Raw genomic sequence first — 12,414 nt, forward strand, 5'->3', positions numbered from 1 at the left:
CCCCTGCTTTCTAGCAGATGGCAGGCGGATTCTGCATCCGCTCGGCAATCCGCCGGGTCGTGTCCATCACCATTTCAATCACGGTTTCCTGGCGCAGCAGCTTGAAGCTGTCGGTGCTGCCGACGGCCGACAGGCTGCCCACCACGTCGTCGAGTTCGGGGTTGACGATCGGCGCCGCGATACCGGTGAGCCCCAGGTTGAGTTCGTCGTGGGTCATGCAATAGCCGTCCTTGCGGATCTTTTTCGCGGCCTTGGAAAAGCTTGCCCAGTCATAGCTGCCGTGGGGGTCGTTGGCCAGGTGCTCTTCGAACAGGCGTTGCAGGCGTCGACCCTTCTGGAAAGCGATCAACACCTTGGATTGCGCACCGCGAAAGAACGGCAGCGGCTGGCCGCGGCCGAATGAGAACTGGTAGGTGTCGCTGGGTTCGGCGATGTAGGTGTTGATGATGCGGCCGTCGTAGAAAACGCTGGCAAACACCGCCAGGCCAGTGGCATCGGACAGCTCGTGCATCAACTCGCGGCCGGCCACGAGGATCGGGTCGTACTGCCGCATCATCCAGTCCAGCTCAATGATGCGTGGCCCCAGGCCGTAGCTGCCGGCATCCACCCGAACCAGCAGGCCGGCATCGCACAAATCCTTGACGTAGCGGTACACGGTCGCTCGTGACAGGCCCATGCGCTCGGCGATGGTATCGGGGTCGATCTTCAGCGTGGCCGGGCCGAAAAGGTCCAGCACGCTCAGCATTTTGCTCAGACTGCTCATTTCGCTCCTAAAGGGGGAATGGCGCGTAGGGGGGGCGTTGGGTGAGCACTATAGGTAGCCGCGGCGGTGATGAAAAGCCCGCGCATGCCCTCAGGAGCGCGTTGTCACGATAACCGAACGCGTGAGAAATGCAATCTTATTCCAGGTCGTTTTATCTTCAATAATACGCATTTATCTCAATATATGATTTAAATGCAGAAAAATAGCTTGTTTTGTCGATTAGGCTGTGTGATAAATCTCAGCCACTGCAAACGCTCGATGAAGAGGGCTGGAAATGAATGGTGCGCAACTGATAGTGAAGGCGGCGGTGGCAAGCGGAATCGAATACTGCTTCGCCAACCCCGGAACGACTGAAATCCCCCTGGTGGCAGCCATGGCCAGCGCGCCAGCCCTCAAGCCGGTACTGTCCTTGTTCGAAGGGGTATGCACCGGTGCAGCGGACGGCTACGGCCGGATTGCCGGCAAGCCGGCGATGACTTTGACGCACCTCGGTCCCGGCTTTGCCAATGGCATCGCCAACCTGCACAACGCCCGTCGCGCCAACACCCCGATCGTCAACGTCATCGGCGATCACGCGTCCTGGCACGTCAATTACGATCCGCCGTTGGCCAGTGATATCCAGGCCTTGGCCGGCAGCGTTTCCACGTGGGTACGTACCTCGCGCACGGCATCGGGCGTTGGTGAAGATTTCCAGGAGGCGGTGCGTGCCGCCTGGAAAGCCAACGGCCAGATCGCCAGCCTGATCCTGCCGATGGACCTGCAAGCCAACACGGTGCAGCACGAGAAAGCCTTCACCGCATTGCAGGCCCCGGTCCGGCGTTTTGCCGGTGACCGGATCGAGGCGGTCGCCCAGGCACTGCGCGACGGCCGGCGCCTGGTGTTTATCGTCGGCGACCAAGGCTTGTCCGTCGCCGGACTCGAAGCGGCGGGGCGTCTGGCCCGACTGCCGGGCGTGCGCCTGTTCGCCGAAACCTTTCCCCGCGTGAGTTATCGCGGTGGTGGCCTGCCGGACCTGGATCGCCTGCCTTACTTCCCTGAAGTGGCCATCGAGATCCTGGATCAATATGACGCGGTGGTCTGCGCCGGCGTCCCCGAACCCATCAGCTATTTCGGCTACGAAGGCATTGCCTCGCGGCTGGCCGAGCGCGAACGCCTGCTGTGCCTGGCTGAGGTGGGGGACGACGTTGCCGGGGCGCTCACTGCGCTGGCCGATGCCCTTGAAGCACCGGCTTATGTGCCCACGCCAAGCGGTATCGAACTGCCGCCAAGCGAAGCCACGTTGACGCCCCAATCCGTGGGCCAGGTGTTGGCCGCGTCGCTGCCGGACGACTGCATCGTGTCGGTGGAAGGCGGGACGTGCGGCTATCCGTTCTTCACTGCCTCGGCCCATGCCGCACGGCATCGGGTCTTGACCAATACCGGTGGGGCCATCGGCCAGGGCATCCCGGTGGGCTTTGGCGCCGCCATGGCCGAGCGTGGCAACAAGGTGTTCTGCCTGCAATCGGACGGCAGTGCCCAGTACACGATCCAGACCTTGTGGAGCATCGCCCGGGAGCAATTGCCGGTGGTGATCCTGATCGCGGCCAACCATCGCTACGCCATCCTGCAAAACGAACTGCGCCGCTTCGGCATGACCGAGCTGGGCCCCGAGGCCCTGAGCCTGACGGTACTGGACCGTCCTCGCATCGATTGGAAGGCCCTGGCCAAGGGATACGGCTTGCCGGCCAGCACCGTGCACACCAACGGCGAGTTGCAGCGCGCCCTGGCCAACGCCAAGGCCGATGGCGGCCCTTGCCTGATTGAAATGGCGCTGTGAAGGAGGGGATATGAACCAGATTCAATTGTTACCCGCGGTCGAGAAGTTCCTGTCGTTACCCGGGCGCCTGTTTATCGGCGGCACCTGGCAGGACGCCGCCGATGGTCGCCGGTTTGCCGTGGAAAACCCGGCCACTGAACACACCCTGGCCGAAGTCGCCGAAGGCGGCGAACGGGACGTGGATGCCGCCGTCGCTGCCGCCCGCGCGGCCTTCACCGGAGCTTGGGCGCAGCAGTCGCCGGCCCAGCGCGGGTTGCTGCTGTTTCGCCTGGCGGAACTGCTCGACCAGCATCGCGAAGAGCTGGCGCAATTGATCACCCTGGAAAACGGCAAGCCGATCGCAGCGGCTCGGGGCGAAGCGGCCAGCGCCGCGAATATCATTCGTTACTTCGCCGGTTGGCCAACCAAGATCGAAGGCAGCACGCTGCCGGTGTCGCCCGCCAGTGGCGCGCCGATGCTCAACTACACCTTGCGCGAGCCGGTGGGCGTCTGCGCGTTGATCGTGCCGTGGAATTTCCCGCTGACCATGTGCGTGTGGAAGCTCGGCCCGGTGCTGGCGACCGGTTGTGTTGCGGTGCTCAAGCCCGCCGAACAGACGCCCCTGGTTGCCATTCGCCTGGTGCAATTGATCGAGGCCGCCGGTTTCCCGGCCGGGGTGGTCAACCTGCTCACCGGCCTCGGCGCGCGCACTGGCGCACCGCTGGCCCAGCACCCGGACGTGGACAAGATCGCCTTCACCGGTTCGACCCAAGTGGGCCGGCTGATCGCCCAGGCGGCCACCGGCAACATGAAGAAGGTCTCCCTGGAGCTGGGTGGCAAGTCCCCCAACATCATCCTGCCGGACGCCGACATCGTCCGGGCCGCCAAAGGCGCCGCCGATGGCATTTTCTACAACCAGGGCCAGGTCTGCACCGCCGGTTCGCGTCTGTACGTGCACGCCAGTGTCCTCGACCAGGTGCTCGAAGAGCTCCAGCGCCACGCCGCCGCCCATGTGTTGGGGCCAGGCCTGGATCCGGCCAACAGCATGGGCCCGCTGGTCTCGGCCCGGCAATTGGGCACGGTGCGTGGCTACCTGCAACGGGGCCAGGAAGAGGGCGCCGAACTGATCTGCGGCGGTGATCGTCCCGACCATTTGGAGCGCGGCCACTTCATCCGCCCCAGCGTGTTTCTCGACCGCGCCGAGCGCGCCTGTGTCGCCCGGGAAGAAATCTTCGGCCCGGTGCTGACCGTCATGAGCTGGACCGAAATCGACGAGCTGGTGCTGCGTGCCAACGACTCGCCTTATGGCCTGGCGGCCGGACTGTGGACCCGTGACTTGCGCTCAGCCCATCGCGTGGCGGCGCAGTTGAAGGCCGGCTCGGTGTGGATCAACTGCTGGAACGTCGTCGACCCGGCCTCGCCCTTTGGTGGCTACAAGCAATCCGGCTGGGGTCGGGAAATGAGCAAGAACGTGATCGATGCCTACACCGAAACCAAAAGTGTCTTCGTCGATCTGGCCTGAGCCGAATAATCACAAGAGGAACTGCTATGGATCTGGAATTGCAAGGCCGCGTGGCGATCGTCACCGGCGGTGGTATGGGCATCGGCAAGGAAGTCGCGCGCTTTCTGTCCCAGGAAGGCTGCAAGGTGGTGATCTGCGCGCGGCGCATGGAATACCTCCAGCAGGCCGCCGAGGAAATCAGCGCAGAGACCGGCAACGAAGTGCTGCCACTGTTCTGTGACACCAACCAGATGTCGGCGGTGTCCGACATGGTCGAAGCGGCCCACAAGCACTTTGGCCGCATCGATATCCTGGTCAACGGCGCGGCGGCCCCGTCCGGCGTGGTGCGCAACGACATCGAACATGCCGGCGACGATGAACTGCTCTCGGACCTCAACACCAAGGTGATCGGCTATTTCCGTTGCGCCAAGGCCGTGACCCCGCACATGAAGGCCGGCGGTTTCGGTCGCATCATCAACATCGGTGGCCTGACCGGGCGTGGCAGCAAGGTGCTCTCGGGCATGCGCAACCTGGCCATCGCCCACATGACCAAGACCCTCTCCGACCAACTCGGCCCGTCCGGCATCACGGTCAACCTGATCCACCCCGGCGTGGTCGACACCCCGCACATCCAGGAGCTGTACGAGCGTGAAGGGGTCAAGCAGGGCAAGACGCCCGAGCAGGTGGAGCAGGGCTACATCGACGCGACGCCGATCCGACGCACCCTGGCCCCCATCGAAATGGGCTGGCTGATCGGTTTCCTCGCGTCCCCCAAGGCCGGTGCGGTGACCGGGGAATCGATTGGCATCGACGGCGGCTTGACCCGTGGCATCTTCATTTGAGGAGCAGCAGTGATGAGTAACGGAACCCTTTTGGTCGCCACCGTCGGGCAAGCGCTGATCCGCAGCGCCGACGATGGCCGTACCTGGCATCGCCTGGGCCTGGGCCAGGACCTGGAATTCGATGCGATCACCCGGTCCCTGAGTTTTCATCCGGGCACGCCCGAGGTGATCTACGCCGGCACCGAAGTTGGCCTGTGCGTCAGCCGTGACACTGGCGGCCACTGGCAGCGGGTGGATTCGCCGTTCAATGGGCAGACGGTCTGGAAGGTCGCGGTGGATCCCCAGGATGCGCAGCGGATTTTCGTCGGCACCGGCGCGCCGTCACGCGCCGTGCTGTGGCGCACCCTCGATGGTGGCCAGAGCTGGGATCGGGCCCCGGTGGAAATCCCGGAATTCTGCGACGGCGTCAGTCGTCCACGCTTGCTGGCCTTCGCCTACGACCCGACAGACCGCAACCAGCTCTGGTTCGGCCTGGAAGAGGGCGGGCTGTTCCACAGCCGTGACGGTGGCGACAGCTGGACCCGCGTCGACGATCGCTTGCTGTGGGACTACAACTCGGACGTGCACAACATCGTGGTCCTGCCCAATCACGGGCAAAAGGTCATCGTCGTGGTGTGCGTCAACGCCGTGTACCGCAGCCTCGACGAAGGGCAGACCTGGACTGGCATCGTCGCCCGGGAAACCTTCGGCCTGTACTACGTGCGCGCCATGAATGCGGCGTTGGGCAGCGAGGATACGCTGTACCTGAGTATCTCCGACGGCACCCCAGGCACCACCAGCAAGGTGCTGGTCTCCCGGGATGCCGCCGTCAGTTGGGAAGTGCTGCCACTGCCGCAACAACCCAACTCCTGTGTCTGGGCGATTGCCTTGAACCCTGCCGACCCTCGCCAGATCGTCGCCGGTACCAAGTACGGGCACCTGTTCACCTCCGAGAATGGCGGTGACGGCTGGCAGAAGCAGTGGCGCGAGTTCAGTGAAATCGCTGATGTGCTCTGGACGCCCGCCGTGGCGCAAATCAAGTCCGGGCATCAATCCATCATCAAGAAAAACTGAGGGACCGTGCGATGAAAGTCGAAGTCGTTCGTACTCACCTGTCGTTGTTCGTGCGCGACCCGGAAGTGTCGGCACGCTGGTACGCCGACGTGCTGGGCATGCATGAAAGCGCCCGGGGTGAAAGCTGGATCATGATGGCGTTTGGTGCCAAGCATCACGACATCGCGTTGCTCCGCGCCGAGCCTGGGGCCCACCAGGGCGGCCTGGGATTGCAGCACTACGGGCTGGAGATCGCGGGCGACATGACCACCCTGCGCAAGCTCTACGGCATGTTGCTGAACAAGGGCGTCGAGGTGGTGAAGATCACCGACCACGAGATCGGCAACGGCGTGTATTTCAACGACCCCGATGGCAATCGCATGGAATTTTTCCTCGAGTCCGAACACGACGACGCGCTCGGCAAGGCCCGCTTCAAGGCCGCTGGCGCCCCCAGCCGGCATTTCGATCTCGACCCACTTTGAATGAGACTGCTCTTATGAAAACCGCGAATTTCGCCAGTTATCACATCCGCAAATGGTACAGCTTCGTCGAGGAAACCCTGGCCAACGAAACCGGCCAGTTGGCCGATGGCGAGCCGTTGTTCAAGTACGCCATTGGCGCGGTGATCGCCAACCCTTACGCCGGCCGTTTCAGTGAAAGCCTGGCGGAGTTGATAGAACCGTCGCCCTTGCTGGGCCAGGAGTTTGGTCGGCGCATTCGCGTACTGGCGGGCCAGCGTGAGATCGTCAGTTATGGCAAGGCCTGCCTGGTAGGCAGCCAGGGCGAGTACGAGCACGGCAATGCGTTGCTGACCAACCCGGCGGCGGATCCGATCCGTGTCGCGTTGGGCGGCGGCAAGTCCTGGGTGCCTTCCACCGGCAAGCGCGGCGGGCCTGGCGTGACCATCGACGTGCCGCTGGCCCACAAGGACGCGCTGTATGTCCGTTCCCATTACGACAGCATTTCCCTGTCGTTCGGCGATGGTCCGGCGGCCGACGAGTTGATCATCATCTGGGCCTTCGCCACGCGCGGGCGTTTGCATGCGCGCCTGGGTGGTCTCCAGGCGGCTGACGTCAAGGGCAATGACGACCTGTATTGAGGGGCGCTGATCGTGGGAAGCCAACGAATGTCTGCAAACAGCCAGTTCTTCACCAATCGTTCGAGGATGCGCCTGCACTATCTGTCATGGGGCGATGCGTCAGGCATTCCCGTGCTGCTGCTCCATGGGCTGCGCTCCTATGCCCAGACCTGGGATGGCCTGGCCAATGCGTTGGGCGAGCGGTACTGCTGCTATGCCCTTGACCAGCGCGGTCGCGGCTACAGTGACTGGGCGGATGCCTCCAGTTACCGGACCGAGGTCTATGTCAACGATCTTGAAGACCTGGTGGCGCACCTGGGGCTGCAGCGTTTCGTCCTGGTGGGGCATTCTCTGGGTGGCACCAATGCACTGGAGTATGCGCGGCTCCATCCGGGACGACTGCAAGCACTGGTGATCGAGGACATCGGCCCGGGTTCTTCGGTCAGCGGTGACGGCGCCGCGCGGATTCGGCGCGAGATGAGCCAGACACCGCTGTTGTTTCCTGACTGGGAGAGCGCCGCCCAGTTCTGGCTGCAAGCGCGACCTGGTCTCTCTGAGGAGGGACTGGCCTCCAGGTTGATGTATTCGATGAAGGAAACCCCGGCTGGAATCGAATGGCGTCACGACCAGCAAGGCATTGCCCAGGCGCGCCTGAGCATTACCCCGACCGACTTGTGGCCGGCGGTGCGGGCGCTGGATTGCCCGACGCTGTTCATTCGTGGCGCCCGTTCCGACTTCCTGCCCCTGGCGACCCTCGAGTCGATAAAGCAGGCCAACAAGTGGGTGAACACAGAGGAAATCGCCGACGCCAGCCATTACGTTCATGATGACCAGAGCGCAATGTTCAACCTTGTCGTCATGGACTATTTGTACGACCAATGCCTAAAACCACAACAACAAAGCGGTGAATAGCGATGAAGCAGGAGAAAACCCAGGTAGTCATCGTGGGCGGTGGCCCGAACGGGATCACGGCCGCTCATTACATGGGGCTGTACGGCATCGACTGCATCGTCCTCGAGTTGGCTGACGGCGTCCTGCCGTATCCCCGTGCGGTGGGCATGGATGACGAGGCGCTGCGGGTGTTGCAGGGCATCGGCATCGCTGAGCTGGCCGCGCGCGACATGATCTGCAACGTGCCCCTGCGTTACTACAATGCGCGGGGCGTGTGTTTTGCCGAGGTCAAGCCGAGCACGGCGAACTATGGCTGGCCGATGCGCAACATCTTCATGCAGCAGTTGCTGGAAACGACGCTGCGCGAGCAGTTGGGCAAACACGCCAGTGTCGAGTTGCGCCAGGGCCATGAAATGCTCGATCTGGAGCAGGACGCCGAGGGCGTGACCTTGCAGGTGCGCGATGCCCAAGGGGAGCTGTATCAGTTGCAGGCGCAGTACGTGATCGGTGCCGATGGCGGACGTTCCAGCGTGCGCAAGAAACTCGGCATCGAACTGCTGGGGCTGACCCATCCGCGCAAATGGGTGGTGATCGACACGGCCAACGACTCCCTGGATGCACCGTACACCGCCCTGCATGCCGACCCTCAGCGACCCTTTGTCTGCATCTACCTGCCGTATCAGCAGCGGCGCTGGGAGTTCATGCTCCTGGAGGGCGAAGACGAGGGCAAGATGTGCGAAGAGGCGACGATTCGGGACTTGATCCGCGGGCATATCGGCGAGGCGGTCGATCAACTGGAGATCATCCGGATCCGCGCCTATACCCATAATTCCCGGGTCGCGGCGCGCTTTGTCCAGGGCCGTGTGGCACTGGTGGGGGATGCGGCGCATATTTCCCCGCCCTGGGCCGGGCAGGGGCTCAATTCGGGCCTGCGTGATGTCGCCAACGTCAGCTGGAAGCTCGCCGCGATTCTCCAGGGGCGGGCGGCGCCGGCGATTCTGGCCAGTTACGACCAGGAGCGCCGCGGGCACGCGACCGATCTCATCGCGTTGGCCGACAACATGGGCGCGGTCCTGGGGCTGACCAACCCGTTGATGGCCGGGGTGCGGGACTGGTTGTTCCAGGCAGTCAACAGCGTCGACAACCTGCGTTCGCATTTGCTGGAATTCAAGTTCAAACCCAAGGCGACCATCACCAAAGGCCTGGTGTATCACGAGCGTGCCGAGCTACATGAGGATGATCTGGTTGGACAGCTGTTCATCCAACCGTCCATCGAAGATGCCCAAGGCCAGCGTCGGCGCCTGGACGAGGTCCTGGGGCATTCCTATGCGGTGCTGGGGTATCGGGTCAATCCGAGCGAACAACTCAGCGAGCAGACCGCTGCTTATTGGGCGCGCTGGGACACGCGTTTCATCCAGATCAATCGCTCGCGCAGTGGCGTGGGGCGCAATCAACCCTTGTCGGCCAGCGGTGCCATTTGCGTCGAAGACGTCGATAACCGCCTGGGGGAATGGTTTGCCAAGGTGCGAGATTGCGTCGTGGTGGTGCGGCCGGATCGGTTCGTTGCGGCGATCACCACCCCCGAGCGACTCGAAGGCGTATTGCGCAAACTGGCGGAGCAACTGTCATGAGGCGCGAAGAGGATCTGCTGGTCCGGCTTCACGATGCCGGGCAGGCCATACACGCCTTGCCTTCGTTGGAACCCGAGGCCGTCGATTTGCCGACGGGCTACACCTTGCAGCGCGAGGCACTGCGTCGGCGCCAGGTCGGCGGTGAGCGGCTGACCGGATGGAAAGTGGCCTTCGCCGGCCGCGCCGCCCAGGATCGTTTCGGTATCGATGAGCCGGTGTTGGGGGCGCTGACCGATGCCATGGTCGTGGAACCTGGACGTACGGTATCCCTCGCACGGCTGATCCAGCCGAAGTTGGAAATCGAGCTGGCGTTTGTCCTGGGGCGCACGCTGGTGCCCGGTTTCTATAGCGACGAGGACATTCTCGCCGCCATTTCCGAGGTCGCGCCGGCGTTCGAGATCGCCGATTGCCGTTGGCAAGGCTGGCGTTTCGGCGTCGGCGCGTTTCTGGCCGACAATGCTGCCGCGGCGCTGTATTGCCTGGGGTCGCGGGTCAGGTTTCATCCGGGGCAACTGGCCCACGTGAACTATCGCCTGGAATGTGACGGGGTGCCCTGTGGCGAGGGCAATGCCCAGGCGCGGGAGGACACGCCCCAGGCCAACCTGTGCTGGCTGGTCCGGCGCTTGCTGGCCGATGGGCAGTGTGTCGAAGCGGGGCAGGTGGTGCTGTCCGGGGCTTTGTTGGCGCCTCTGGACATCAAGGCTGCCGAGTACCGGTTGCACATGCTTGGCATGGAACTGGCTTTGGATTTCCGGTAGTCAGCACTGTTCACCCAAATGAAATGATGAACCCGTGGCGAGGGAGCTTGCTCCCGCTGGGCTGCGCAGCAGACCCATTTTTGTGAGCGCTTCGCGCTGGAGCGCCAGCTCCGGTCAAGCGGGAGCAAGCTCCCTCGCCACGGGGCTACCGACTTGCTTGCATAACCGTACCAGGCAGTAAGCACAGCGCCACCGAGGAACAATGATCATGTTCGCCGAAGTCCGTACCTTCAATGATCCTCAGCAACACGCCGGCTCGATCCTGGGTTGGCAACAAGTCTATGACCAGCTCGGGCGCGGTTGCCTGTCCAGCGAGCTGCGGCAGGTGTGCGCCGAGCGTTTCCAGATTTTCCAGGAGGTGCTGGATAAACGCGTCGTGCAGCGCGGTTGCGCGCCAAAAGGACGCTTGTGCATTGCCATGTCCTTGGGTGGTGCGCCGGTGGTGCAGGGGCACCAGGTGGGCGCCCACAGCGTCGTGCTGTTGCGCGATGGAGAAGATTTCGTCCTGCACGCCCCGGAAGGCACGCATTTCTTCGCGGCCAATGTCGACACGGTGCGGTTTGCCAAGCTCGCGGCCTACGAACTGTCGAGCGAACAGCTCAAACGCTTGAAAAGCGTGTCCCAGGTCAGCGTGGATGAGGCGGTACTGCGCCGGGTGCAACAGCGGATCCACCCACTGTTTCGTCACCTTTTGGAACAGACCGATGCGGTCAATCCCGCCGCGGAGAAAATCCTCGAAGACGTTTTGCTCAACGCCTTCCTCGACCTGTTCAGCCACGCCACGGACGAGGTGCGCGGCCGGCGCGGCAATTTTGCCGTCAGCGCCTACCTGGTCAAGCGTTGCCAGGAACTGGTCGTGGCCAGCGCCGATGTGCCCTTGAGCATCCTCGATTTGTGCGAGCAATTGCGGGTCAGCCGCAGGACCCTGCAGAACAGTTTCCAGGCCGTCACCGGCATGCGTCCGGTGGAGTACCTGCGTAACCTGCGGCTCAATGCGGTGCGCCGCCGATTGATCACGACCCGTGCGGCCGCGCTGAACGTCAGTGAAATCGCGGTGGCGATGGGGTTTTTCCACCTGAGCCATTTTGCCGTCCATTACCGGGCGCTGTTTGGCGAGTCACCCTCGGACACACCCAGGGCATCGGCGTGATGAGTGGCCTCCTGCGGTGTTACCGAAGCGCCTTCCTGCACCGATAAAAGGCAGCCGCTGAGCTGTTTGGTAGCACACCCGTACCACCCTGGGCCAGAGACGGGCAGTCGTTCTCCTCGGCAACTTCCTTTAAATCAAACCCTTGCACGATAACGCGTGTGGTTGGCATACATTCTGCTTTTATGAATCCATGGATAATTGGATACAAAAATGCAGAAGGTGCTGCCATGCAATTTGCTCCGACGTACGCTGAACGCCCGCCCATGACGGCCGAGGAGGAGGCCTACAACTTCCTGCTCGATGCCATTTGTGGCGGTCGGTTACGCAAGGGCGAGCGGCTGATTGCCGAGGACATCGCCAACGAGATCGGCATGAGCCGCATGCCGGTGCGCGAAGCCTTTCGCCGTCTGGATGCCCAGGGCCTGGTGACCTTGCGGCCCAATCGCGGGGCGGTGGTCAGCGGCCTAGACATCGATGAGTTGCACGAAGTCTTCGAAATGCGCAGCGCCCTCGAAGGCCTGGCGGTGCGTGTCGCGACGGCGAAGATTGGTGAGCGCCAGCTGGCCGCCCTGGAGCGCTTGCTGGACGAGATGGACGATTACCGCGAGGAAAGCGCCGAGTGGGTCAGCCGCCATCGCGCCTTCCATGAATACCTGTGCAGCCTCAGCGGTCGCCCGCGATTGCTCAAGCAGATCAGCGCGCTTTACTCCCTGATCGAAGCGCCCATGCGCCTGTGGCTGCAGCATGTGGAAAAGCCCCTGAGTGCGCGTCAGGAGCACATGCTGATCCTCGACGCCCTGCGTGCGGGGGATGCCGAGAAGGCCGAGGCGGTGGTGCGTGCGCACATCGAAGGCACCGTCCCTGAATTGATCGAGTTCCTGCAATCGAAAAAATAACGAGAGCGGGTCACTTAGAGCCTGCCCCGTGTTTTGACTTTGAGTACTGCCCGTCATTAATGAACTGGAGTGTCTGG

Annotated in this window: 12 protein-coding genes; 11 read left to right on the forward strand and 1 reads right to left on the reverse strand. The window is 63.0% G+C overall.

What is annotated here, in order from left to right:
• Nucleotides 1-10: 10 nt before the first annotated feature.
• Complete coding sequence (locus M1D99_RS15185; protein WP_434576259.1) at nucleotides 11-763, reverse strand: IclR family transcriptional regulator; 753 nt, start codon at nucleotides 761-763, stop codon at nucleotides 11-13.
• 274 nt (nucleotides 764-1,037) lie between these two features.
• On the opposite strand from M1D99_RS15185, the gene M1D99_RS15190 reads away from it, so the two are divergent.
• The 11 genes from M1D99_RS15190 (at nucleotide 1,038) to M1D99_RS15240 (ending at nucleotide 12,337) form a co-directional block, all read left to right on the forward strand.
• Nucleotides 1,038-2,579: an acetolactate synthase large subunit gene (locus tag M1D99_RS15190; protein ID WP_458132102.1), complete on the forward strand. Its 1,542-nt coding sequence runs from the start codon at nucleotides 1,038-1,040 to the stop codon at nucleotides 2,577-2,579.
• A 10-nt stretch (nucleotides 2,580-2,589) separates the two neighbouring features.
• Nucleotides 2,590-4,080 (forward strand): aldehyde dehydrogenase family protein, encoded by a 1,491-nt coding sequence (locus M1D99_RS15195; RefSeq protein WP_434576262.1) that lies wholly within the window; start codon nucleotides 2,590-2,592, stop codon nucleotides 4,078-4,080.
• Nucleotides 4,081-4,106: 26 nt separating this feature from the next.
• Nucleotides 4,107-4,901, forward strand: a complete 795-nt coding sequence (locus M1D99_RS15200; protein WP_186705869.1) for an SDR family NAD(P)-dependent oxidoreductase — start codon at nucleotides 4,107-4,109, stop codon at nucleotides 4,899-4,901.
• A gap of 12 nt (nucleotides 4,902-4,913) precedes the next feature.
• Nucleotides 4,914-5,954, forward strand: a complete 1,041-nt coding sequence (locus M1D99_RS15205; RefSeq protein ID WP_434576264.1) for a VPS10 domain-containing protein — start codon at nucleotides 4,914-4,916, stop codon at nucleotides 5,952-5,954.
• Nucleotides 5,955-5,965: 11 nt separating this feature from the next.
• Nucleotides 5,966-6,415, forward strand: a complete 450-nt coding sequence (locus M1D99_RS15210) for a VOC family protein (protein WP_053122009.1) — start codon at nucleotides 5,966-5,968, stop codon at nucleotides 6,413-6,415.
• A gap of 14 nt (nucleotides 6,416-6,429) precedes the next feature.
• Nucleotides 6,430-7,032, forward strand: a complete 603-nt coding sequence (locus M1D99_RS15215) for an amino acid synthesis family protein (protein ID WP_458132103.1) — start codon at nucleotides 6,430-6,432, stop codon at nucleotides 7,030-7,032.
• Nucleotides 7,033-7,059: 27 nt separating this feature from the next.
• Nucleotides 7,060-7,923 carry an alpha/beta fold hydrolase gene (locus M1D99_RS15220; RefSeq protein WP_458132104.1) on the forward strand — a complete coding sequence of 288 codons (864 nt, stop codon included), beginning with the start codon at nucleotides 7,060-7,062 and terminating at the stop codon, nucleotides 7,921-7,923.
• Nucleotides 7,924-7,925: 2 nt separating this feature from the next.
• Nucleotides 7,926-9,533 (forward strand): bifunctional 3-(3-hydroxy-phenyl)propionate/3-hydroxycinnamic acid hydroxylase, encoded by a 1,608-nt coding sequence (locus M1D99_RS15225; protein ID WP_434576270.1) that lies wholly within the window; start codon nucleotides 7,926-7,928, stop codon nucleotides 9,531-9,533.
• A complete protein-coding gene (locus M1D99_RS15230; RefSeq protein WP_458132105.1) occupies nucleotides 9,530-10,291 on the forward strand; it encodes a 2-keto-4-pentenoate hydratase in 762 nt (253 codons plus the stop codon). Before M1D99_RS15225 ends, M1D99_RS15230 begins: the two co-directional genes overlap by 4 nt.
• Before the next feature lie 208 nt (nucleotides 10,292-10,499).
• The gene (locus tag M1D99_RS15235; protein ID WP_434576273.1) at nucleotides 10,500-11,441 is read left to right on the forward strand and encodes a helix-turn-helix domain-containing protein; all 942 of its coding nucleotides are present in this window, start codon (nucleotides 10,500-10,502) and stop codon (nucleotides 11,439-11,441) included.
• Between the two features lie 227 nt (nucleotides 11,442-11,668).
• Nucleotides 11,669-12,337 carry a GntR family transcriptional regulator gene (locus M1D99_RS15240; RefSeq protein ID WP_434576275.1) on the forward strand — a complete coding sequence of 223 codons (669 nt, stop codon included), beginning with the start codon at nucleotides 11,669-11,671 and terminating at the stop codon, nucleotides 12,335-12,337.
• Nucleotides 12,338-12,414: the final 77 nt, after the last annotated feature.

Source organism: Pseudomonas sp. R3-41 (assembly GCF_054161485.1).

Coding starts and splice junctions, on each gene's coding strand:
- M1D99_RS15240 (WP_434576275.1), top strand. CDS start 11,669: ATGCAATTTGCTCCGACGTACGCTGAACGCCCGCCCATGACGGCCGAG.
- M1D99_RS15190 (WP_458132102.1), top strand. CDS start 1,038: ATGAATGGTGCGCAACTGATAGTGAAGGCGGCGGTGGCAAGCGGAATC.
- M1D99_RS15225 (WP_434576270.1), top strand. CDS start 7,926: ATGAAGCAGGAGAAAACCCAGGTAGTCATCGTGGGCGGTGGCCCGAAC.
- M1D99_RS15210 (WP_053122009.1), top strand. CDS start 5,966: ATGAAAGTCGAAGTCGTTCGTACTCACCTGTCGTTGTTCGTGCGCGAC.
- M1D99_RS15205 (WP_434576264.1), top strand. CDS start 4,914: ATGAGTAACGGAACCCTTTTGGTCGCCACCGTCGGGCAAGCGCTGATC.
- M1D99_RS15185 (WP_434576259.1), bottom strand. CDS start 763: ATGAGCAGTCTGAGCAAAATGCTGAGCGTGCTGGACCTTTTCGGCCCG.
- M1D99_RS15195 (WP_434576262.1), top strand. CDS start 2,590: ATGAACCAGATTCAATTGTTACCCGCGGTCGAGAAGTTCCTGTCGTTA.
- M1D99_RS15200 (WP_186705869.1), top strand. CDS start 4,107: ATGGATCTGGAATTGCAAGGCCGCGTGGCGATCGTCACCGGCGGTGGT.
- M1D99_RS15215 (WP_458132103.1), top strand. CDS start 6,430: ATGAAAACCGCGAATTTCGCCAGTTATCACATCCGCAAATGGTACAGC.
- M1D99_RS15220 (WP_458132104.1), top strand. CDS start 7,060: ATGTCTGCAAACAGCCAGTTCTTCACCAATCGTTCGAGGATGCGCCTG.
- M1D99_RS15230 (WP_458132105.1), top strand. CDS start 9,530: ATGAGGCGCGAAGAGGATCTGCTGGTCCGGCTTCACGATGCCGGGCAG.
- M1D99_RS15235 (WP_434576273.1), top strand. CDS start 10,500: ATGTTCGCCGAAGTCCGTACCTTCAATGATCCTCAGCAACACGCCGGC.